The sequence below is a fragment of the Clostridium aromativorans genome (genome assembly GCF_020908015.1).
Classification (GTDB): domain Bacteria; phylum Bacillota; class Clostridia; order Clostridiales; family Clostridiaceae; genus Clostridium_B; species Clostridium_B aromativorans.
In genome coordinates this window covers 379,499-402,744 of the sequence record NZ_JAJJPB010000001.1, presented here as the reverse complement: position 1 = coordinate 402,744, position 23,246 = coordinate 379,499, and the positions used below count along the sequence as shown (strand labels likewise).

Genomic DNA, 23,246 nt, shown 5'->3' with positions numbered 1-23,246 from the left:
ATAAACCTCTTTAATTGATGTCTTTATAAATATATTAATTTGCCAAAATGTATATAACTGTTGTAATATATTTTTAGCTGCATTATTTCAGACAAAAATCTATCAGGAGGAAAATATGGATAATATAACAAATACGCTGGCACTGGAGCTGGGAGTAAATAAAAAATATATAGATAATGTAATTGAGCTTTTAGATTCAGGAAATACAGTGCCTTTCATAGCCAGATACAGGAAAGAGCTAACTGGAAGCATGAGTGATGTGATTTTGAGAAAACTTGAAGAAAGGCTTGTATATCTCAGGAATCTTAAGGAAAGAAAGGAAGATATCATAAGAATAGTGGGGGAGCAGGGCAAGCTGACAGAAGATTTGCAAAAATCTATAGAAAATGCCACTACTCTTACGGAAGTAGAAGATATATACAGACCCTATAAGCCTAAAAAGAGAACCAGGGCTATTATTGCAAAGGAAAAAGGACTTGAATCACTTTCACAGGTAATTTTAGACGGGAATTTTAAAGGAGATATAGGAAGATATGCGGAACAATTTGTAAGTGATAAAAAAGGAGTTCAATCCATAGATGAAGCATTAGATGGCGCTGTGGATATAATAAGTGAAATTATTTCTGACAATGCTGAGTATAGAAAATGGATAAGAAAATTTGTCTATGACAACGGTGTAATTGAAAGCAGAGGGGAAAGTAAAGAAACTACTCCCTATGAAATGTATTATGATTATAAAGAGGCGGTTAAATCCATTCCCGCCCATAGAATACTTGCCATAAACAGGGGCGAGAAAGAAAAGGTTTTATCAGTAAAAATAACCTGCAATATGGATAATATAATAATTTATTTAAAAAATCACTGCTTGAAGGGCAACAGTATAACTGATTCATATATAGAAAAAAGTATTGGAGATTCTTTAAAAAGACTGATCTACCCTGCTATTGAAAGGGAAATAAGATCTGAACTTACGGACAGGGGAGAGGAAGGGGCTATAAAGATATTCAAGGCCAATCTAAAGGCCCTTCTAATGCAGCCTCCTATAAAAGGCAAAAATGTACTTGGCTATGATCCTGGTTTTAGAAATGGATGTAAGATTGCGGTACTGGACGATACGGGTAAGCTTTTAGATACTGCCATAGTATATGCTACTGCTCCCCAAAACGATATAGATGGATCTATAAAAAAACTCAAAGAGCTGATTTATAAATATAATGTTGATGTTATATCTCTTGGAAATGGAACTGCCAGCAGAGAGTCTGAAGAAGTAATAGGAAGACTTATAAAAGAAGTAAAAGCAGAGAAAAACAGGGATCTCTATTATGTCATAGTATCTGAGGCGGGAGCTTCCATCTATTCTGCCTCTGAACTTGCAGCAAGGGAATATCCAGATATAAATGTATCCTTAAGGGGAGCTATATCCATAGGAAGGCGGCTTCAAGATCCACTTGCAGAACTTGTTAAGATAGATCCTAAATCCATAGGAGTGGGACAGTATCAGCATGATATTGCTCCTAAAAAATTAGATGAATCACTAAAAGGTGTGGTAGAGGATTGTGTAAACAGTGTAGGGGTGGATTTAAATATAGCAACGCCATCTCTCTTATCCTATATATCAGGAATAAATTCAACTATAGCAGCTAATATTGTAGTCTACAGAGAGGAAAATGGAAAATTTAAAAGCAGAAAAGAACTCTTAAAGGTGAAAAGACTTGGCAGCAAGGCTTTTGAGCAGTGTGCTGGATTTCTCAGAGTGATGGAAAGCGCCGAACCGCTGGATAATACTTCAGTACACCCCGAATCCTATAGTGCGGCAAGAGGACTTTTAAAAACTTTGGGGTATACTTCAGAAGATCTTAAAAAACAAGATGTCTCCCATATTGATGATAGAGTGGAAAGGATAGATATGCAAGTTCTTTCTGAAAAACTTCAGGTAGGAATACCCACTTTAAAAGATATAATAAAAGAGATAAAAAAACCAGGAAGAGATCCAAGAGAAGAGCTTCCAAAACCTGTGCTTAAGACAGGTATTATGGATATAAACCAGCTTAAACCTGGAATGGTACTTACTGGTACAGTTAGAAATGTAGCTGATTTCGGTGCTTTTGTGGATATTGGGGTACATCAGGACGGACTGGTGCATATAAGCCAGCTTTCAGATAAATTTGTACAACATCCTCTTGATGTTGTACAGGTAGGAGACATTGTACAGGTGACCGTGCTTGAAGTGGATGCTAAGAGAAAGAGGATTTCTCTTAGCATGAAGTAAAGCGGTTCCCAATAATATATAATTTTTCTAGTGAAGGGATTTTTCAAAAACTTTCCTTATTATCTCCTGGGATGGAACTCCCTCATGAATTTTGGTGTTTCCTACGAAATATGTAGGTACATAATAATAGTCATATTTTTTGGCTATTTCTGGGTGTTTCTCTTCATCAATTATTTCAACATTGATATTTTTATATTCAGGAATTTTGTTTTGAAGTTCCTTCATCCAGGACAGTGCCTGCCTGCAGTAAGGACACCAGCTTGTTACGAACATGTGTACAGGTTTCATTATTACATCACCCAACTTTATATATTTTTTAATAGCTTTTACATTTTATAACTTAATTATATATCAAAGTAATGTATTTTTTACAATATAATTTAAGAAAATATATTGAAGTATGGGTATAAAAGTATTATAATGAATTTGAAAATTAAAAAGTAATCTTCAGGGCGGGGTGTAATTCCCCACCGGCGGTACAGCCCGCGAGCCCCAAAGGGTATGATTCGGTGAAATTCCGAGGCCGACAGTAAAGTCTGGATGGAAGAAGTGAGAATGTAATGTTTATTAGCCCTGGTATTTATTTATCAGGTTTTTTTATTATGTTTGCTCACCTGGAAGATTATATTTGATGTTTTAGGAGGGTGTCAACTGATGAAAAATAACAAATTAAATAGGTTAGTAAAAATATCATTACTGGGAGTAGTTGGCTTTTTGCTTATGTTTATAGAATTTGCCCTTCCAATATTCCCATCGTTTTTGAAAATTGATATAAGTGATTTACCGGCTTTGATGGGAACTTTTGCGCTGGGACCAGGAGCTGGAATTGCCATAGAATTTTTGAAGAATATACTTCATGGGATATTTAACGGAAAGACTGCCTTTATAGGTGAAGTTGCCAATTTTGCAGTAGGATCAGTTTTAGTTTTTACGGCAGGGTATATATACAGTAAAAAGAAAACCAAAAAGTCAGCGGTAATCAGCCTTGGAGCTGGAACTATTGCCATGTCGGCAGCAGCTGCACTGCTAAATTATTTTATACTACTTCCTCTTTATGAAAAAGTACTTAATTTTCCTATAAGCGCAATGGTAGCGGTGGCAGGAAAGATAAATGGGAGCGTAACGGATTTAAATACACTGGTATTATTTGCCATTGTGCCATTCAATCTGTTAAAGGGAATAGCACTTACAGCCCTTACGCTTGTTCTCTATAAGAGTGTATCTCCAATATTAAAGCAGGAACAGGCAAGAGATGGGAAGTTAGCAGAAAATAAAAATTAACTTAACTGAGGAGTCATAATAAGAAAATCTGGGATATTCCCGGATTTTTTTATTATGAAACAGGGATTTCATACGATAAATTATATATAGAACAAAAATTTTTAGTAAATTAAAAAGGGTGATGAATTTGTCAGGGATTTGGAATATAAGCAGCACCTATAATGTAAATAATAAAAAAATATCTGCAAAGCTTTCTTTTCAAATAGGAGAGAAATTTTCTGCTAGAGTTATGCAATTAAATAAATCAACAGGAGAAATACTTTTAAAGCTTTTAGATGGATGGCAATTTTCAGGTGAACTGGAAAGTTATCAGAATATATTAGAAAATCAATTGATAAGACTGGAAGTAGAAGGGTTTGAAAATGGAAAATTAAAATTAAAAATTGTGAATTCAGAAGGAGAGCATAATAACAGTGGCAATGATCCCATAAGTTTGTTTATCAAAGAAAATGATTTTAATCTCAGTAATGAAGATTATGATCTTATATATAAAATGGTTAAACATGAAATCCCGCTTACAAAAGATAATATTTCCAACATAAAAAGTGTACTGGAATTTATGAACAAGATAAAACAGAATCCGGAGGAACAGGATATCTTTATTCAGAAATATTTAATCAGTAAAAATCTATCACCCGACAGTGAAGAAGGCAAATTTACAAATACTACTTTGAAAAAATTTTTTAACCAGCTAAAGAGTATAAACGGAGATGATCTGTTTACTTTTTTGGAGAACAATATAGAATTAGATGAAAATAATATAAAGAGTTTTAACAGTATATTCAAAAACAAGGGAACTATATATAATGAAGTTAAGAATCTTGGACAGCTTTTACCAAAACAAATTGTCCAGCAAGATCAATCTGAAAATATCCAATTACAGGATAAGGCTAAAAATGCTGAAGATAGTTTAAAAGAAAACAATGTGGGCATTATTGATAAAAGTAAAAACCAATTTGCCATACTCCAGGGTGAAGAAGACAGGACAGGTTTAAAAACAAAACTGGAGGGTGAAAAAAGCAGCATAGGTTTAAAGACAAATGCTTTGAAAACTGCAGCAGATGCTGAAGAAAATTTAGGTGTACAGAATTTGAAAAGCCAGGAAACTTCCAAAAATGAAATAAATATAAAGAGTAAAACTATTGAAACAACCGGAGAGACAAGTGGTATGGGGGATTCAGGTAAAGTTCATCCTGATAATGTTCTGAGTTCTTTTGTAAAAGATAGGATCATGCCTTATGTTTCACATAGAGGCAGAGCTGCAAGTGAAAATAATATAGGACAAATTGCTGTACAGATAAAAGATCAAATAGATGCAAAGATCAATGATATGAAAGATATTGTGAGAGAAATATTAGAACAAAAAAATAGCGGCAAAAATGATATTTCCGAAAATATAAATCATATACTGAATAATAATATAAATGATTTTAAAATATTCAATACTATTTCAAATTCCTATTATTATATGGATCTTCCCATAAATTTGAATCAGAACAATTATCAGTGTAGGCTTATGATTAAAGATGAAAGGAAAAAAGGGAAAAAAATAGATTCCACAAATGTCAAAATAGCTGCTTCTATAAGCACTGAAAATATGGGAGTAGTAGATACCTATTTGACTGTGAATGGTCACAATATGGATATAGATATTAAATGTAATGAAAAATGGCTGGATCTACTTAGCAGAGAGCACGAGAAAATACTGGAGAGCTTATCGGATGTGGGGTATAATGTAGATGTCAGATTTCATGAGAAGGTAGAAGAAATGAACATATCCACCTGCGGGGAATTTTTTGAGGACAAGGATATAAGTATACTCAATGCTAGAGTATGAACCATATTTAACGGAGTAAAAAGGGGGAAGGAAGGTAAGGATAAAAGAATGAGTGAAAGAAAAAAGGCAGCAGCTTTAAAATATGAACAGAGCTATGAGTCGCCTATGGTCACTGCTGCAGGTATAGGACAGATAGCAGATAATATATTGGAGAAAGCAAAAGAAAATAGAGTTCCTATAGTCTATGACAAGGAATTGGCGGATCTTTTGATCAATGTAGATGTAGGGAACTATATACCTGTTGCATTATATGATGCGGTGGCTAAGGTTATAGCATATGTAATAGATATAGATGAAAATATAAGTAGAAGGTGATGATTTGGCTTTATTTGCAATATCAGATTTGCATTTAGATATGACTGGGGATAAGCCTATGGATATTTTTGGGGACAATTGGATTGGACATGATAGAAAAATAAAATCAAATTGGATGAATAAAATAACTTGTGAGGATACGGTGATTATAGCAGGGGATATATCCTGGTCTATGAATATGGGAGATGGATTTTTGGATTTGCAGTGGATTCATCATCTTCCGGGGAAAAAAATATTGGTAAAGGGAAATCATGATTATTGGTGGAACGGCATCACAAAATTGAACAGTTTATATGATGATATGAGTTTTATACAAAATAATTTTTTCCCATATAAGGATTATGCATTGTGCGGAACTAGAGGATGGAATTGTCCAGGTAGTGAAAATTTCTCCCAACACGATGAAAAAATATATAAAAGAGAACTTATGAGAATGAGGAATTCATTGAGCTGTGCAGTAGAAGCGGGATACAGTAAATTCATAGCTGCCATTCATTATCCTCCCATAGGTGAAAAATTTATGAGTTCAGGATTTAAAGATATATTTGAGGAATATAAAGTAGAAAAAGTTATATATGGACATCTCCATGGAGAAACCTCTTTAAAAGCTGTGACAGGAGATTTAAATGGAATAGAGTATATATTGACTTCTGCAGATTATATAGATTTTGATCCTAAAATAATAATTGGCAGATAAGTTTATCCTATAAGGGAAAAATTTATTTGCCAGATCATCTGCTATTTGTGAAATTTAACGAATAGGCCGTGAGCTTTATTCTCTTTGAGAATTTTTTTAGGCTGTCCTTCGGAAGGCAGTGATTTATTCTTAAGAAAATCTTTTACAAGATCCTTTTGATCTCTGGCCATATTTTTAATTCTTGAAGATGCTGCAGTAGAAGTTACTACTTGGCTGAACCATCTCAATGATTCTTCTTCTTTTCCTGTACGTCTCATAAGTTCACCTATGAGATAGGTGGTGGTGTACCTGTCCATGCCGCATATTGGTAGGCTTTCATTGTAATATGCGGTGCTAAAATTGTCTAATGCCTGATTTAAGGATCTTATCTCATTTTCATTATCATTTTTAAGCCTATACATCCAGGCAATTTTTAGAAAGTTAATTGCCTTTTTACTGGCTTTGGCATCTATGACATAATAATTTAAAAGAGATAGCTTGTACCTTTGAATAGCTAATTCAATATCATATACCTCTGGGTAATTTTTGCGGTGCCATTTAGGGGAAATCTTATTCCTTATTGTATCTGCATCATGTTCATTTAAATGAAGAAAATCGTTTTTTATAGCAGCGTAACCACAGTTATCACATACCCATACGTCATAAAAATAGGGATTTATTATAGAATACCTTATAAAAAAATCTGAATCCCTTTTTGTTATCCTGTATGAAGATTTTTTAATGGCCCTGGCATTAAAGGAATTTTCACAGACAGGACAGGTTATTTTTCTATCGTACAACATGGATTTTTGCTTGTCTTTTGATTTTAAACTTTCTGGATTTAAGGATATTTCTCTAGACATATTCTATCACCTTTACTATTGATCATATAAATTTTATAATATAAATTAACCCTCTTTAACCATTATATCAAAAATTTAGTTAAAATAATAGTTCTTAAACTTTCCATATTTTTGATATAATAGTATTATTGTACTAGATGAATTAATTTTATAATATCTGTTAGGGGTGATTTATGTGGCAATAAGAGAGTGGAAGACATTTCTACTACCATATAATCAAGCTGTTGAGGAATTGAAGGTAAAATTTAGGAGCATAAGAAAAGAGTATAGGAGAAAAAATGAATATTCACCTATAGAGTTTGTTACAGGAAGAGTAAAGGAAATATCAAGTATACTGGAAAAGGCAAATAAGTTTAATATACCCTTGGATAGAATAGGATATGAAATGGAGGATATAGCAGGAATCAGAATAATGTGCCAGTTTGTAGATGATATAAGTAAAGTAGTTAATATAGTTAGAAATAGAAAAGATATGGAGATAATGTATGAAAAGGACTATATAACCAATGTAAAAGAAAGTGGTTATAGAAGCTATCATATGGTGATCAAGTATCCCGTGAATATGTCGGATGGGGAGGTTGAGATATTAGCTGAATTTCAAATAAGAACACTGGCAATGAATTTTTGGGCTACTGCGGAACATTCTCTAAATTATAAATATAAACATGATATACCAGATGCCATTAAATTAAAATTGAAAAGTGCGGCAGATGCTGCATTTCAACTTGATGAACAAATGCTTGAAATCAAGGATGAAATAAAAGATGCACAAAAGCTGTTTGAGGTAAAATCCAGTCTGGTCTCGGATATAATGAATAACATATTGACACTGTCATCTATGGGTAAATTAACTGAAGCTACCAGATATCAGATGCAGTTAAATAAACTGACTGAAGAGGGAGAAGTCTTTGAATTGTCTAATTTATTACATTCTACAGAGAAGGCGCTTCAAGTATATAAATAAAATTGAATTATTTTTAAATAGTAAAAGGGCAGCTAAAGCTGCCCTTTTACTGAATTATTTTGCAACTATATTTACAAGTCTTCCTTTTACTACTATGACTTTTTTTACATCCTTACCTTCTAACAAAGGTTTGATATTTTGACTTGAAAGAGATAATTTCTCTATTTCTTTTTCATTTAAATTTGTAGGAATATTTATCTTGGATCGTATCTTCCCATTTATCTGTATAGCCATTTCAACTTCATCTTTTATAAGAGCATCTGGATTAAATTCAGGCCATTTTTCATTGAATATGGAGTAGTCCATACCTAAATTCTCCCACTGATCTTCTGAAAAATGGGGGGCAAAAGGAGCTAGGATTTTTATAAAATCAAGTATGCTGTCTTTTAACAGGGGTAAATTCTTTTTATCCTCCTGGGTGTATTTTGAAAGAGCATTTGTAAACTCCATAATTCTGGCAATAGCTGTATTGAATTGAAATTTGCCGGCATCTTCCGACACGGATTTTATCGAAAAATTTCTTACATAGTTTAATTCTTTTTCCGCACTGTCCATGGAAGTCTTGCTGTTATCTTTATTTTTAAGTATTTCTTTTATAGAATTTACGAGTCTCTCTATTCTGTCTACAAATCTATCCATGGATTTAATGCCGTCTTCACTCCAGGCACCACCTTCTGCGTAATCAAATCCAAACATCAGATACATTCTAAATACGTCAGAACCGTATTGTTGTATGCAGCTGTCTGGAGATATGGTGTTGCCTTTGGATTTACTCATTTTCTGACCGTCAGGCCCAAGTATTATACCCTGATGTCTTAAAGACAGAAAAGGTTCGTCGAAATTTAGAAATCCCATATCCCTGAGTGCCTTGGTGATAAATCTGGCATATAGAAGGTGCATGCATGCATGTTCCGGACCGCCCACATACATATCCACAGGCAGCATTTTATCTATTGTGTCTTTGTCAAAAGCCTGTTTATCGTTTTTATTGTCTGCATATCTTAAGTAGTACCAGGAAGAGCATACAAAGGTATCAAGAGTGTCAGCCTCTCTCCTGGCAGGACCTCCACAGTGAGGACAGGTTGTATTTATAAATTCTTTTGATTTTAAAAGAGGTGATTTCCCATCAGGAGAAAATTCCACATTATAAGGAAGTCTTACGGGAAGCTCATCTTCTGGTACCGGAACTACTCCACATTTATCACAATATATTATTGGAATAGGAGTTCCCCAATATCTTTGTCTTGATACAAGCCAGTCTCTCAGCCTGTAATTTACTGTGCCAGAACCCATCCCCATTTTCTCCAGTTCTTTAGTTACAGCTTTTTTACCTTCCACAGTGGATAATCCATTGAATTTACCGCTGTTAATCATCTTCCCGTATTCTACATATGGAAGAGAATCTCCTCCCTCTATAACTCTTTCGATAGGAAGCTTATATTTTGTGGCAAATTCATAATCTCTTTCATCGTGAGCTGGAACTGCCATTACGGCACCAGTGCCGTAAGTGTTGAGTACGTAATCTCCTACCCATATGGGAACTTCTCTACCATTTATGGGATTTATGGCGTAGGAACCAGTAAATACACCGGTTTTTTCTCTTGTTATGGATTGCCTTTCAATATCAGTTTGTTTTTTTGCCTGTTCCTTATATTTTTCAACTTCATCTTTATAGACATTTTTAGTTACTTTATCTACTAAATTATTTTCGGGAGATATGACTACATAAGTGACACCAAATAGTGTATCCACCCTGGTAGTAAATACACTGAATTCTAAAGAAGAATCTGCCACCTTAAAAGTTACATTAGTACCTGTGGATTTGCCTATCCAATGCCTTTGCATGGCCTTTGTCTTTGATGGCCAATCTATTATATCCAGATCCTGAAGCAGTTCCTCTGCATAGTCTGTGATTTTGAAAAACCATTGGGTTAAATCCTTTTTAGTTACCTCAGTGCCGCAGCGTTCACAGCAGCCTTCCTTTACCTGTTCATTGGCGAGTACTGTTTTACAGCTGGGACACCAGTTCACAGGTGCATTTTTTCTGTAAGCTAATCCATGTTTGTATAACTGTAAAAATAGCCATTGATTCCATCTGTAGTAATCAGGATGACAGGTAATGACTTCATTTTCCCAGTTGAACATGGCACCCATGGATTTAAGCTGTTTTTCCATGGTTTCAATGTTTTTTTCAGTGGAGTCTTTTGGATGAATTCCGGTTTTTATAGCATAGTTCTCAGCGGGAAGGCCAAAGGCGTCAAATCCCATGGGTTGAAATACATTGTATCCCTGCATTCTTTTCAGTCTGGCCCAGGAATCTACAGGAGCATAGTTGAACCAATGACCTGCATGTAGCTGGCTGCCAGATGGATAGGAGAACATCTCCAATACATATAATTTATTATTTAGATTATTTTTATCAAATTTATAGAGCTCTGTTTCTTCCCATTTTTTTTGCCATTTTTTATCAGTTTCAACACTATACATAAAATCTTCTCCTTTGCTCATAATTTTATAATTAAACTTTATCATTGATGCACAATTAAAAAAGCCTTTCGTCTCTAGAATTTTAAGAGACGAAAAGCTAAATTTCCGCGGTACCACTCTAATTAAATCAATAAGTTGATTTCCCTTAAAAGATAACGGCTTTTTTACCGTATCTGATTTTTCAGATAAGCTCTTAAGGTGAGTTCATATCATCTTCACGCTGTTTTTCACCTGACAACAGCTCTCTTTAGTGGTATATGAGAATACTACTACTCCTTATTCAAAGCTTTATATTGACTTATTTCACATTTTATAATATTAAGTAATGTTTTGTCAAGAATTAATTTAAAAAATTGTTAAAAAAGAACTCTTTATAAAGAGTTCTTTTTTGGCTGCCCATGCTGGATTCGAACCAACACATGCCTGTTCCAGAGACAGGTGCCTTACCGTTTGGCTAATGGGCACTGTTATGTGAATCTCAACACTAAATATTATATCATCAAAAATTCATATGTCAATAGTATACATACGGAATTTGTATTATTTTAGTCCTTTAGCTAAATATTTGTTTATATAGTTTATAAATAGAGTTAAAAGGTAATCATATATTAAAAATGCTATCTGCCATCCTGCTATAATTATATAAAAGTGAAAATTTATTTTTAAAAGTCCAGGGAAGAACAAACTGTATATTAAAAGTAGTAAAACTGTGCATAAGTTAAAAAAAACCAGCTTAACTATGATTTCAAAAGGTAATTTTCTCAACTTTTCAATATAATATTTAGTAAATCCGTAGAGACCAAAAAATATTATATAAGCTATTACTGTTATTTTTAATCCGCATATAAGTAAAGATAAAAGCGAAGTGGCAGCATAAACTGTAAAGGCATTTTTCAAATTTGTAATCAGTACAGCCAGGGGGATGAGCAATGAGGATAAAGCCAGTATAAAGCCTTGATTTAAAGGAACTATACTGCTTATATAGATCAGAATAACGCCCATGGTAGTTAAAAGTCCCCCTTTAGCTATATTAGAAGCTGCATTTGTTTTTTCTGCCATTTTAAAATCACCTCGTCAATTCGTTAATTATTAGCAACCGCCGCAATCTCCACCACCGCAAAGACAATCCAGACAGTATAGGGTAGCACAGATGTTGCATATGTCAGGATCTCTTCTCTGGTTTCCATAATAAGGCTGTCTGTAGGAACTGTTCATTCCGGATAATCTATTTAAGGCACTTTGGTATTTAAAATTATTTGGGTCTAACCTGCAGGCAGTACTCAGGTTGTTATAGGCATCATTATACCAGCCTTTTCTCATATTTAAGATTCCCATAAGATAGTTCCATTCAGCATCTCTTGTACCCATTCTTAAAAGTTCCGATTCAGCATCTCTAAAATTACCGCTGTTGATATTATTCTCTACAGATTGATACATGGCAGAGCCATTTCCGCTGTGGGAATTGTCGTCTGTATTCTCATAGCTGTTGTTTGGATTATTTTTCATCAGATAGTCGTAAGCTTCATTTATTTCTCTCATTTTACTTTCGGCTAAATCCCTTAATGGATTATTGTCATATTGATCGGGATGATATTTTTTAGCCAGATTTCTGTAAGCCTTTTTTATTTCCTCTTTTGAAGCATTTTCTTTTACTTCAAGTACTTCATATGGATTTTTCATCTTTGTAAACGCCCCTTCTAAAAACTTTATCCATTTTATCTAAAAGTCCATATTGTATTATGTTGTAAAGTAATTCTTCATTTCTTTTTACAGGAAGTGCCTTAAAAGCATTCATGCATTGTGCGGCACAGGTGCCTAAAATAAAATCTATTCTCGTTTCTATACGTTTTGAAAATTCTTCGAAATGTAGATTTTCGCTATTGAAGCAGTGATTTATGGCATTGAATTTTCCGTGGCTCATATCTGTATTTAAATCGTCCAATGCATCGATAATATATATCCATTTTCCAAGATTATACCCGAGAAAATAAAGATCATTTTTGACGGTATCTTTTTTAGAGGAACTTAATATAAAACCGGTGAGCTCTCCAAAGGGATGAGCCAGGAGATCTATGGATCTGTTTTCCAGATTTTTTTCTAGCTTGTATAAATTTTGAAGTTTGTCGTTTATAATCTGAAAATTTTTCTTGAAATCTTCAGGCATAGAACTCAGGTAGCTTCTTAAATAAGAAGACAGTATCTTGCTCTTTATAGACATATCGTCATTTGTGTCATCTAGAAGTTTGAAATAGGTAAGAGATATATTGCAAAAAGCTGCATATTTTAAAGAAGTATTATCCTTTAAAATGATTTTTTTCTTCATAGGATGAAGAACACATCTTTTTTTAGTATAAATTTGTCTACCGTCTTCCAGAGAATCTAAAAGTATTGCTAGAAAAGTCATGTCATAATTCAAAAAAATCCTGGGAATATTTCCAATGTTATGTTTAATAGATCTGCATAATCCGCAGTAATATGCTTTGAATTTTTCGTAATCTTTTATTTTAAGTTCCATTTTATAAGGAGTTACATAACCAAACATATATTCACCTATTTAGTATTAAAGTATTTTGCAGCATTCAAAATTGTGTATCCTTGTGCAGTATTTCATATATAGTTTTGGAAGTGGTGTCTTTTATGGAATATCCCAGTAAATCAACTATTTCAACAAGCTCGCTGTCATTTTTGGTCTCTATTTCTACATAGGCAAATGGACAGAATGATCTATCGTTTATGTCTATTTCAATTAAGCTGTCTTTGTATTTATAGCTTTCCCTATATTTGCTTATTGATTGCAGTAATTTTAATCCAAGGGATTCAAAAATCTTTTTACCAGCTTTCCAGTCTGATATTTCTGTTTCATTTTCTTCCATTACTTTATATTTTTTCTGACTTAAAAGTTTTTTTGTAGTCATATAAAAATGATTGGAATTATGTATTAAATCCTCCACTATCCTTATTCGAGCATAACCTCTGCCTTTTATCAATTTTCTGTCTTCAAAGTCGTATATGTAATTTGTCTGATTTTCCATTTTAACTTTTAAAGCTGCGGCATTGCTCAGCCTCAAGCGTATATTATCGGGTTCTATTTTTATTATTCTTGTTTCACACTCTTTTATATAAGCTCACCTCCTGGTGCTGCAGATTGCTACTATTTGAATTATACCATAAAAATCAATCGTCAAAAATTAATTATGTAAAAATTAAGTTCATTATGAGTATAAAAAATCAGGAGACTTTCTTAGATTCATGGAAGGTCTCCTAAATATTCATATATATGTGATTTTTTATGCTAGAGAATTTTCCGAACCCAGTACATTTTCTATTTTGTCTTCCACCACTTTTTGTACAGCATCTCTTCCAGCGCCCAGATATTTTCTAGGATCAAAAATTTTTGGGCTGTCGCCGAAAGTTTTTCTTACAGCAGCAGTCATGGCCAATCTCAAATCCGTATCCACATTTATTTTGCAGACTGCCATGGAAGAAGCTTTTCTGAGCATTTCTACAGGGATTCCCTTGGCACCGCTTAAGTCCCCACCGTATTTATTACAGGTTGCCACAGCATTTTGATCTACAGATGAAGCTCCGTGCAGGACTATGGGGAAATTAGGCAGTTTGTTCTGAACTTCCTCCAGTATGTCGAATCTCAACTTAGGTTTGAAATTTGGCGGAAATTTATATGCCCCGTGAGAAGTACCTATGGCTATAGCCAGGGAATCCACGCCTGTTTTATCTACAAAATCAGCTGCCTGATCTGGATCCGTATACGTGTGTTTTGATGCAGATACGTCATCTTCAACTCCTGCAAGAATGCCAAGTTCTGCTTCTACTACCACGCCGTACTCATGGGCGTATTTCACGACTTCTTTAGTTTTTGATATATTTTCTTCATAATCCAAATGCGATCCGTCAAACATCACCGATGTAAAACCTGTTTCCACACATAGTTTTACAGTTTCAAAATCAGGGCCGTGATCCAGATGGAGGGCAAGGTCAATTCCGGTTTCTTCTATGGCGGCATCCACCATGGCTTTTAAGTATTTTGGACCTGCATATTTTAATGCACCTGCGGAGCACTGTAAAATAACAGCAGAATTTTTAGCTTTTGCTCCATTTACCACACCTTGAATTATCTCCATGTTGTTGATGTTGAAAGCACCTATTGAATATTTACCATCGTATGCCTTCTTGAACATATTCTTAGTAGTAACTAATGCCATTTAATATTCCACCTTTCAATAATAAAATATTTTATGTTAAAAAATTATATTTGTTGTTTATTCACCTTATATTATAAACTATTAATTGTTGTTTTTCATAGTGACATTGTAGTCTTTGAAGAAAATTATTTGCAGTATTTAACATAAATCTGCAAAAATTAGAGTAGATTTTGAATATTTAACCGCTGCATTTCAAGTATATGTTCCAGTGAATTCTGTATTATATTTGTAGAGGACAGGGATTCCTCCGAATTTTTATAAAGTATATGGTTCATGAGTTTATAGGATTCATTATTAATATCTTCCATTTCATCATGATCTGAGAAAATAGACAGTTTTGGAGAATATTTTTTCCACTCCGCCATAAAATCCTGAGAACTTTTATAAGCTTCATTCCAGGAGTTTAATTGGATTGACTTTTCTATCTGCATACTTGAATTTTGCAATCTTGTGCATATGGAATTTAGATAATTTATTGAAAATATTATACAAAAAATCATCAGCATAAATATGGAAAAAGATATTATTGTACTTTTCATGTAATCACGTCCTATTCATTTTTTTCTTTTAACTGGCAGTAAAATTTCCCTTTTGAATCCAGCATGGCCACGAGAACGTCTTTTGCAGAAGATATGCTGTTTTTTTTCATCATCTGGTTTAACCAGGTTTCATCTTTTTTTGCTGTAATTAAATTTTTAAAATTTATTTTGCCGTCTAATATGAGGGTTATAGGTAAACCTTCCTGGGCTGGTTTTATCTTTAAATCCTGTTTAGTTGAGGGAGAGAGTTCTGTTTTGGGTATGACAGAAAGCTGGCCGCTGGTCTCAAGTATAGCATATTCTATATCTGACAGATTGAAATATCCCTGCATTCTCAATTCTTCCATTAAATTGTTTATATTAAATTTTTCATCTGTCAGTTTCTTTAAGTCCAATTTGCCTTTATTGATCAATATACTTGGTTTGCCGCTGAAAATAAACCTCATTTTTTCACTCTTAAGCTGCAGAAGTCCCAGTAGAGTTTGAAGGGTCAAAAGAGTTATTATGGGGATTATACCGTGTGTTATAGATATTCTGGTGTCCTGCATGGGAAGAGATGCCAATTCAGATATCATTATTGCCACGGCTAATTCAAAGGGTTCCATTTCTCCTATTTGCTTTTTACCCATAAGTCTCATGGATACTACCACAAGTAAATATAATATAATTGTTCTAATAAGTACTGTAAACATAAAACATCACATCGCCTTTCAGGTTAAATACTTTTAAATTTTTTACTTATTTATATTCTTACATTAATATAAAAAAATATGAGTAAAATGAGAACATTTCCGGGCAAATATGAAGTATAATAATAATGACACTAAATTGAGGGGATGAAGTTATGAATGAACTGGCTACTGACTTGAGGTATAGAAATACCAATACCTTGAGAAGCAGAGAAGAGAATATGTTAAACCTTAAATTGGGATGCAAAAGTATTAAAGTAAAATATAATACAATTTTATATAAAATATTTAAGGACAATTATGAACCGCCGGATATACCTACAGTACTGGCCAAAGTAAATGGAGAATATTTTGAGTTTACAAGTCCGTTAAAAGAATCTGGAAGTTTTGAAATTGTAGATATAAGAGATGCTCTGGGAAACAAAACCTATGTGAGAACTCTTCAATTTGTACTGATTAAGTCTGTATACGATTTGTTCCCTGAATCTAAAGTAACTATAGAGCACTCTTTGAGCAAGGGGATATTTGGAGAAATCCATAAAGATACTCCACTTTTGGAAAAAGATATAAAAAAGATAAAAAACAGGATGAAGGATATAATAAAATTGGACATACCTATAAGAAAGATAAGTATGGACAGGAAAGAAGCTATAGAGATCTTCAAAAGCTATAATATGGAGGATAAGGTCAGGCTTTTAAATCATGTAAATACAGAAGAAGTGAAATTATATGAATTAGATGGAAGATATGATTATTTTTATGGCTCCATGGCTTTTTCCACTGGAGTACTGAAAACATTTGATCTCATGTATTATAAACCTGGATTTATATTGAGGTATCCTGTGGAGTCAGATCCCTATCATCTTCCTGAGTTTGTGGAATATAGGAAATTGAGTAAAATATTTTACGAAACAGAACAGTGGGGAAATATACTGGATGTAGGAGATGTAGGCTCCCTGAATAACAAGGTGGAAAATGGAGAAATTGTAGATATTATAAGAGTGGCAGAAGCTCTTCATGAAAAGAAAATAGCGAATATAGCGGATATGATAAATGACAGAAAAGAGGTAAAAATTGTCTTGATTGCAGGCCCTACTTCTTCGGGAAAAACCACTTTTGCAAAGAGACTAGCAGTTCAGTTAAGAGTAAATGGAATAAAACCTGTTCCTATATCTTTAGATGATTATTTTGTAGATAGAGAGCATACTCCTAGGGATGAGAATGGAAATTATGATTTTGAATCTATATATTCACTGGATTTGGAGCTTTTCAACTATCACCTGGAAGCTCTTATGAGAGGTGAAGAGATTGAAATTCCAGTATTTAATTTTAAAAAAGGAGCCAGGGAGTGGGCTGGCAGAAAAATAAGGATTCCAGATAATGGCGTAATTGTAATTGAGGGCATACATGGTTTAAATGAAGTTCTCACCCAATCTATACCTAGAAAATATAAGTTTAAAATATATATAAGTGCTCTTACTCAGTTGAATGTAGACGATCATAATAGGATAGCAACCACTGATGTGAGAATTATAAGAAGGATGGTGAGAGATTACCTTTTTAGAGGATATAATGGTGAAGATACTTTGAAGATGTGGCCTTCTGTAAAAAGAGGAGAGGAAAAAAATATTTTTGTGTTTCAGGAAAATGCAGATGTTATGTTTAATTCAACGTTGGTATATGAACTCTGTATATTGAAAAACTATGCCCTTGAGCAGCTGGAAAAAATAAAGAGTTCAAGTCCAGTATATTATGAAGCTTTGAGGCTTAAAAGTTTTCTCCACTTTTTTAAAGACGTGGACAAAAAATTTGTTCCATCCAATTCCATTTTACGGGAATTTATAGGAGGAAGCGAATTCGAAGATTAGAAGTTTGATTTTAACAGTTCACCGTTACATGTGAACTGTTAGTTATTTTTAAACTCATGTCCATAATTAGTTGAAAATTATAAGCATAATCAATATAATTATTATTGAAGGAAATGTTTAAATTTAATATATTTTGTCTATGAGGTGAAAAAATTGGATGAAGCCGACTTGAAAAAGTTACTGGAAGATGTTAGAGAGCAGAAAGTGAATGTGGATGAGGGCGTGAAGATATTAAAGGATTTACCCTTTAAGGATCTGGGATATGCTATGATAGACAATCACAGGGAAATAAGGGTTGGATATCCTGAAGTCATATATTGTGCAGGGAAAACCGTGGATCAGGTAAAGGGAATTGTAGAATTTATGCTTACAAAGGGAAACAATATATTGGGAACGAGGGCAGACGAGGAGATGTACAGAGCAGTAAGAGAACTTTGTCCCTATGCAAAATATAATAAGGCGGGCAGGACTATAACCATAAGGAAAAAGGAACAGAAGGAAACGGATTCCTATATTGCAATAGTGACTGCAGGTACATCTGATATTCCTGTGGCGGAGGAGGCATTTGAAACTGCCAGAATATTTGACAATAAGGTAAAAAAGGTCTTTGATGCAGGGGTAGCTGGGATACACAGGCTGTTTAATAAGATGGACATTATAAGACAGGCAAAAGTAGTTATAGTGATTGCAGGAATGGAGGGGGCACTTGCGAGTGTGGTAGGAGGGCTTGTAGATAAGCCGGTTATTGCAGTGCCTACAAGCGTAGGATATGGGGCAAATTTTGGAGGTATAACAGCGCTTCTTTCCATGCTCAACAGCTGTGCCAGCGGAGTGAGTGTAGTAAATATCGACAATGGTTTTGGAGCAGGTTACCTTGCAAGTATTATAAATAAACTGTAATATGAAGTATTTTTCATAAAAGTATGCATGTGGAAAAATTTTTTATATGTAGACATTTTTCTACACATTGTGATAAAATTAAAAGTAAATTGTGTCTAAATAATTTAGATTTATTAAAATAGTTTTTAAATGTATATTCAAATTTTTATACGGCAAAATTAATTTATGGGAAGTGGGCTAAATATGGATGATTCGGTAATAGCATATATAGACAAGACAGTTGTGAGGATAAAGGGCGTGAATGTGAGAGGACTCAAGCCCTTTGAACTTGAGAAAAAACTTTCAGAATTTATACAGAGAGGAATAAGGGTAATCGGGGTAACGGGAGAATCCATAGAAATGGATGTTTATAATGTAGATCCTGAAGCCATATTAAAAGATGAAAGTGGAATAATAAAGGCAATTTCCACGGTGGAGGGAATTACAGCTACAGAACTTACTAAAATTGATTCCGCAAAAAAGATAGTTGAAGTAAATATAGATAATATTCCGAAGGGACAGCAGTATGGATGTCAGAAGGAAAGGTGGAATAATATTGATAAATAACGTTGTTATTATACCAACAGGGAATGAAGTTTTAAGCGGAGTTGTAACCGATACAAATAGTCCGGCAATAATGCAGTTGATTCTAGAACAGTATCCTGAATGCAGAGTTACACGTTTAAAGCCAGTATCTGATAATGAAGATGAAATAATAAAACGGCTTGAGAAATGCATCCATGAAAATGTAGATTTGGTAATTTTCATAGGAGGATCCGGAGGAGGGCACAGGTATGTATCTACTCTGGCCAAGGATTTTACCCATAGTGCTATAGAAAAATGTATAAGTGAATACAAGTACAAAGAGATATATGGCAAAAATGGTCATATGTGGTCTAAACTTGTCGCAGCAAGGCAAGGCAATACTTTGGTAGTAAATGTGCCAGGGCCTTATGTAGAAGCCGTTGAAGCAGCTAAGGCCTGTATGAAATGTTTGACTGAAGACGAAAAAGACCTGAATGTTATAGTTGACAGAATATCCAGTGCAGTTTTATCAAAATACCCTAAAAATTAGATTGGTGTTGATAAGATAATGAAAAGCTTTGAATTTTTGCAAGTAAATGATACATTTATAGATATTATTAACTCGCTGAATGAGGGAGTGAATGTTGTAGATAAACAGGGGAACCTTATTTTTGTCAATGAAATATCTGCGCAGTATGTAAATTGCACACCTAAAGGCATGGTTGGTAATCATATATCCGAATACTACCCTCAGGCTGCACTGCTGGAGGTAATAGATGAGAAGACGACGGTATTTTACGGGAAAGTAAATCACACTAATGGAAGAAAGTATATGGTAAAAGCAAAACCCATATTTGTAGATGGGGAATTAGAGGGTGGATTTGCAATATTTTCCGATATTACTGAAGTGGAAAACTTAAATAACAAAATAAGAAGTCTCAGACACAAGATTTCATTAAAAAGTAAAAACGATGCATTTTCGAATATCATAGGCTCTGATTCAAGTTTGAGCTCAACTATTGAAAAAGCAAGGAAAACTGTAGGAGCTCTTGGAGGCCCGAGGCACTGCATTATAACCGGTGAGTCTGGCACGGGAAAAACCCTTTTGGCAAGGTGCATCTACTATTATGCCAAGGAGATAGGGGTAATAAAGCCAGATGCTCCTTTTATTGAAATAAATTGTGCCCAGTTTACAAACACTGATATTGCAGCTATGGAGATATTTGGATGCAGTGAGGGTTCTTTTACTGGCTCAAAAGACAAAAAGGGATTGTTTGAAATGGCAAATGGGGGTATTCTATTTCTAGATGAAGCCCACGCATTAGATAATTATCAGAATCTTCTGCTTAAAGCTATAGAATCGGGAACTATAAGACGTATCGGAGGAAGCCGTGATATACCTATAAATGTCATAGTAATAGCAGCTTCTACAAAAAATTTGGAAGAAGTACTATTGCCGGAATTATATCAGAGACTTGGTCAGTATGATTTGTATCTGCCGCCTTTAAGGGAAAGGTCAATTGATGATAAAATTCAAATACTTATTGAATTCATAAATAGATATGAGGCAAATGTATATGATAAATATAATATAAATTTAAATGTGATGTTTTCAGATGAAGCCAAAAAGATATTGTTGAATGGATATTATCCTAGAAATATAAGACAATTCAGGGACATAGTCAATCAAAGTATAGACTGTGCCGCACCTCTTATAAGCAATGTCAAAGATTCCAATTTGAACATTTTAGTGGATGTACAGCATCTGCCTGTTGATTCCATTTGTACTTCTGAGAATGATAAGAGTAGAAATCTTGATGATAAGTTAAAAAGTGATCCTGAAGTAATAGATAATATTATTTTGGAATTGAGAAAAAAAGGCCTTGGACCTAGAAAGATAGCTAAAGTGCTCAATAAAAAAGGTATAGATATCAAGTATTATCAGGTTGCGTATAGATTGAAGCAAAAAGGTTTTTAGGTGCTGTGCTGGGGGCTATTGCGAAATAGCCTCTTTTCCATGTATAATTAGAAATCGTTTTTCCTGAAACCGCCTTATCCCATAATTCTTTTCCAAATATACCTTCTGCACTAAATGTTTCAACAGGATGTACTACTGAAGAAAGAGCCATTCGTCCCTTAATTTCATCATCGTTTGGGTAGGATAGTGCAATAAGGCCTCCTAAACTATGACCGCAAGAGTATAATGGGAGATCCAGAAAATTCCGGACTGCTTTTTACCCAACTGACTATGGTATCTAAGTCCTGCTGCCATCCCGATATGGTGGTGTCTTTTGAAAACTCCCCATAACTTTCACCTGAACCTGCAAAGTCAAAACGTATTGCAATATATCCTGCAGCCTCTATGCCTTTGGCCAGATTTAATATAAGTTGATTGGGGCCTATTTTATCACCGGTAAAGCCATGGCAAAGGATTACAATAGGTGTTCCATCAGCTTTTTCTCTGTAATTGTGAATCATTACAGACAGTTCCTCTCTACCTTTTACGAAAAAGTGCTTTTTTAAAACGTTTTTCAAATTATTACCCCCTTGTGTAAATTTTAATACTCCATTGTGTAATTCTGATACAATCTTGTGTAATTTTAATACATGGACACTCTTCAGCATATAATGTGCCAAAAATTTCATATCTGAAAGTAAAATTCTAAATAAGTCCAAAATAGCGAGTATTCTGAATAATATGGTTAAAAAAATAAATCTTTATAAAAAGAGTTATCATGTTAGTCTATTGTTATAAAATGTTGTAATTACAACACTTTAATTGGCGATATTTTTTCATGCCTAAAATTTCCCCATATTTTTATTACTTATTTTACCTGATAAATTACATAAAAATGAAAGAAGCAAATAAGATTGATTTAATTGGCATCAGAATTGCTTGTTATAAATGAAGGATATTGAAATGTAATTTCTATTTAGATTTTAGAAGGGGGTTAATGATGAGTAATAATATTATTGAAATCAGGTGGCATGGAAGAGGAGGACAAGGTGCTAAAACAGCATCTTTGCTTTTGGCCGAAGCTGCGTTTAAAACAGGTAAATATGTTCAGGGATTTCCTGAGTATGGCCCGGAGAGAATGGGAGCACCTATAACTGCATATAACAGAGTTAGTGATTTGCCTATTAAAATACACAGCAATATTTACAAACCGGATTATGTAGTAGTAGTAGATGAAACTCTCATAAACAGTGTAAAGGTTACAGCTGGTTTGAAAGATTCCGGTGCAGTAGTGATAAATACATCAAAAAAACCTGAGGAAATAAAATCATGTTTTAATGATTTTAAGGGAGATATATACACTATTGATGCTAGAAAGATTTCCGAGGAAGAACTTGGCAAAAATTTTCCTAATACACCTATGTTAGGGGCTATAGTTAAAATCTCTAAAGTTATGGATGAAGATGATTTCATAAAGAACATGGAAGGTTCCTTCAAACATAAATTTGCAACTAAACCGCAGGTAATAAACGGCAATATGGCTGCATTGAAAAGATCTCTAAAGGAGGTACAAAAAATATGAGTGATAAGAGTTATTATTCCACAGAATGTAAATGGCAGGATACAACTCCTGGAGGAGTAATTATCGATACGGGAAATGCTTATGAATTTAAAACCGGAGACTGGAGAACTACAAAACCAATATGGAATAGTGAAAAATGTAAAAATTGTTTTTTATGCTGGGCTTTCTGTCCGGATATGTCTATAATAGTTGAAAATGAAAAGATAAAAGGTATTGATTATGACCACTGCAAAGGATGCGGCTTATGTGCTGCCCAATGTAAATTTGATGCCATACAGTTGGTTGAGGAATAATA

24 protein-coding genes, 1 tRNA gene, 1 riboswitch and 1 other annotated feature are annotated in these 23,246 nt (G+C 33.9%); of the genes, 13 read left to right on the top strand and 12 right to left on the bottom strand.

All coding sequences use genetic code 11. The annotated features are described in order from the left end of the window. The first annotated feature begins 115 nt into the window (after positions 1–115). Positions 116–2,269 carry a Tex family protein gene (locus tag LN736_RS01925; RefSeq protein WP_229980662.1) on the top strand — a complete coding sequence of 718 codons (2,154 nt, stop codon included), beginning with the start codon at positions 116–118 and terminating at the stop codon, positions 2,267–2,269. Between the two features lie 27 nt (positions 2,270–2,296). On the opposite strand, the gene LN736_RS01920 is transcribed toward LN736_RS01925, so the two are convergent. Then, positions 2,297–2,557 (bottom strand): glutaredoxin family protein, encoded by a 261-nt coding sequence (locus LN736_RS01920; protein ID WP_150357884.1) that lies wholly within the window; start codon positions 2,555–2,557, stop codon positions 2,297–2,299. A gap of 151 nt (positions 2,558–2,708) precedes the next feature. Further along, positions 2,709–2,825, top strand: a riboswitch (FMN riboswitch). 98 nt (positions 2,826–2,923) lie between these two features. On the opposite strand from LN736_RS01920, the gene LN736_RS01915 reads away from it, so the two are divergent. The 4 genes from LN736_RS01915 (at position 2,924) to LN736_RS01900 (ending at position 6,399) form a co-directional block, all read left to right on the top strand. Beyond that, entirely contained in the window at positions 2,924–3,550 is a 627-nt protein-coding gene (locus LN736_RS01915) for an ECF transporter S component (RefSeq protein WP_150358882.1), read from the top strand. Between the two features lie 121 nt (positions 3,551–3,671). Then, complete coding sequence (locus tag LN736_RS01910) at positions 3,672–5,387, top strand: hypothetical protein (RefSeq protein WP_229980660.1); 1,716 nt, start codon at positions 3,672–3,674, stop codon at positions 5,385–5,387. Positions 5,388–5,435: 48 nt separating this feature from the next. Then, positions 5,436–5,702: an EscU/YscU/HrcU family type III secretion system export apparatus switch protein gene (locus LN736_RS01905; protein ID WP_179978113.1), complete on the top strand. Its 267-nt coding sequence runs from the start codon at positions 5,436–5,438 to the stop codon at positions 5,700–5,702. A 4-nt stretch (positions 5,703–5,706) separates the two neighbouring features. Continuing rightward, entirely contained in the window at positions 5,707–6,399 is a 693-nt protein-coding gene (locus LN736_RS01900; protein ID WP_179978112.1) for a metallophosphoesterase, read from the top strand. A gap of 41 nt (positions 6,400–6,440) precedes the next feature. On the opposite strand, the gene LN736_RS01895 is transcribed toward LN736_RS01900, so the two are convergent. Beyond that, positions 6,441–7,241, bottom strand: coding sequence for a DUF2225 domain-containing protein (locus LN736_RS01895; protein ID WP_229980658.1), 801 nt, complete (start codon positions 7,239–7,241; stop codon positions 6,441–6,443). Between the two features lie 175 nt (positions 7,242–7,416). On the opposite strand from LN736_RS01895, the gene LN736_RS01890 reads away from it, so the two are divergent. Beyond that, positions 7,417–8,205, top strand: a complete 789-nt coding sequence (locus LN736_RS01890; protein WP_150358887.1) for a GTP pyrophosphokinase — start codon at positions 7,417–7,419, stop codon at positions 8,203–8,205. Positions 8,206–8,259: 54 nt separating this feature from the next. Here LN736_RS01890 and leuS read toward each other — a convergent pair whose 3' ends face one another. The 9 genes from leuS to LN736_RS01845 all read right to left on the bottom strand — a co-directional run bounded on the left by leuS (position 8,260) and on the right by LN736_RS01845 (position 16,143). Beyond that, positions 8,260–10,692: a leucine--tRNA ligase gene (leuS, locus tag LN736_RS01885; RefSeq protein WP_229980657.1), complete on the bottom strand. Its 2,433-nt coding sequence runs from the start codon at positions 10,690–10,692 to the stop codon at positions 8,260–8,262. An 82-nt stretch (positions 10,693–10,774) separates the two neighbouring features. Further along, positions 10,775–10,985, bottom strand: a binding site (T-box leader). Between the two features lie 96 nt (positions 10,986–11,081). Further along, positions 11,082–11,156, bottom strand: a tRNA-Gln gene (locus LN736_RS01880). A gap of 76 nt (positions 11,157–11,232) precedes the next feature. Next, the gene (locus LN736_RS01875; RefSeq protein WP_179978109.1) at positions 11,233–11,751 is read right to left on the bottom strand and encodes a hypothetical protein; all 519 of its coding nucleotides are present in this window, start codon (positions 11,749–11,751) and stop codon (positions 11,233–11,235) included. 30 nt (positions 11,752–11,781) lie between these two features. Beyond that, the gene (locus LN736_RS01870) at positions 11,782–12,372 is read right to left on the bottom strand and encodes a J domain-containing protein (RefSeq protein ID WP_179978108.1); all 591 of its coding nucleotides are present in this window, start codon (positions 12,370–12,372) and stop codon (positions 11,782–11,784) included. Further along, positions 12,356–13,234, bottom strand: a complete 879-nt coding sequence (locus LN736_RS01865) for a DUF5685 family protein (protein ID WP_179978107.1) — start codon at positions 13,232–13,234, stop codon at positions 12,356–12,358. Before LN736_RS01865 ends, LN736_RS01870 begins: the two co-directional genes overlap by 17 nt. Positions 13,235–13,271: 37 nt before the next feature. Next, on the bottom strand, positions 13,272–13,811 hold the full coding sequence (locus tag LN736_RS01860) for a class IV adenylate cyclase (RefSeq protein WP_179978345.1): 540 nt from the start codon (positions 13,809–13,811) through the stop codon (positions 13,272–13,274). Positions 13,812–13,979: 168 nt separating this feature from the next. After that, on the bottom strand, positions 13,980–14,912 hold the full coding sequence (gene fba / locus LN736_RS01855) for a class II fructose-1,6-bisphosphate aldolase (protein ID WP_229980655.1): 933 nt from the start codon (positions 14,910–14,912) through the stop codon (positions 13,980–13,982). Positions 14,913–15,070: 158 nt separating this feature from the next. Continuing rightward, entirely contained in the window at positions 15,071–15,451 is a 381-nt protein-coding gene (locus LN736_RS01850; protein ID WP_179978105.1) for a DUF4363 family protein, read from the bottom strand. Positions 15,452–15,462: 11 nt separating this feature from the next. Next, positions 15,463–16,143 (bottom strand): DUF421 domain-containing protein, encoded by a 681-nt coding sequence (locus tag LN736_RS01845; RefSeq protein WP_179978104.1) that lies wholly within the window; start codon positions 16,141–16,143, stop codon positions 15,463–15,465. Between the two features lie 218 nt (positions 16,144–16,361). On the opposite strand from LN736_RS01845, the gene LN736_RS01840 reads away from it, so the two are divergent. The 5 genes from LN736_RS01840 (at position 16,362) to LN736_RS01820 (ending at position 21,390) form a co-directional block, all read left to right on the top strand. Continuing rightward, positions 16,362–18,008 carry a nucleoside kinase gene (locus tag LN736_RS01840; protein ID WP_179978344.1) on the top strand — a complete coding sequence of 549 codons (1,647 nt, stop codon included), beginning with the start codon at positions 16,362–16,364 and terminating at the stop codon, positions 18,006–18,008. 153 nt (positions 18,009–18,161) lie between these two features. Next, positions 18,162–18,908: a nickel pincer cofactor biosynthesis protein LarB gene (gene larB, locus LN736_RS01835; RefSeq protein WP_150356984.1), complete on the top strand. Its 747-nt coding sequence runs from the start codon at positions 18,162–18,164 to the stop codon at positions 18,906–18,908. 183 nt (positions 18,909–19,091) lie between these two features. After that, a complete protein-coding gene (locus LN736_RS01830) occupies positions 19,092–19,454 on the top strand; it encodes a hypothetical protein (RefSeq protein WP_229980653.1) in 363 nt (120 codons plus the stop codon). Beyond that, positions 19,414–19,962 carry a molybdopterin-binding protein gene (locus tag LN736_RS01825; RefSeq protein ID WP_229980651.1) on the top strand — a complete coding sequence of 183 codons (549 nt, stop codon included), beginning with the start codon at positions 19,414–19,416 and terminating at the stop codon, positions 19,960–19,962. The genes LN736_RS01830 and LN736_RS01825 overlap by 41 nt, the downstream gene beginning before the upstream one ends. Before the next feature lie 18 nt (positions 19,963–19,980). Continuing rightward, positions 19,981–21,390, top strand: coding sequence for a sigma 54-interacting transcriptional regulator (locus LN736_RS01820; protein ID WP_229980649.1), 1,410 nt, complete (start codon positions 19,981–19,983; stop codon positions 21,388–21,390). A gap of 206 nt (positions 21,391–21,596) precedes the next feature. Here the strand turns inward: LN736_RS01820 and LN736_RS01815 are convergent, their stop codons facing one another. Beyond that, positions 21,597–21,947: an alpha/beta hydrolase family protein gene (locus tag LN736_RS01815; RefSeq protein ID WP_229980647.1), complete on the bottom strand. Its 351-nt coding sequence runs from the start codon at positions 21,945–21,947 to the stop codon at positions 21,597–21,599. 422 nt (positions 21,948–22,369) lie between these two features. On the opposite strand from LN736_RS01815, the gene LN736_RS01810 reads away from it, so the two are divergent. Beyond that, positions 22,370–22,951 carry a 2-oxoacid:acceptor oxidoreductase family protein gene (locus LN736_RS01810; RefSeq protein ID WP_229980645.1) on the top strand — a complete coding sequence of 194 codons (582 nt, stop codon included), beginning with the start codon at positions 22,370–22,372 and terminating at the stop codon, positions 22,949–22,951. Further along, positions 22,948–23,244, top strand: coding sequence for a 4Fe-4S binding protein (locus tag LN736_RS01805; protein ID WP_229980643.1), 297 nt, complete (start codon positions 22,948–22,950; stop codon positions 23,242–23,244). Before LN736_RS01810 ends, LN736_RS01805 begins: the two co-directional genes overlap by 4 nt. Positions 23,245–23,246 lie beyond the last annotated feature (2 nt).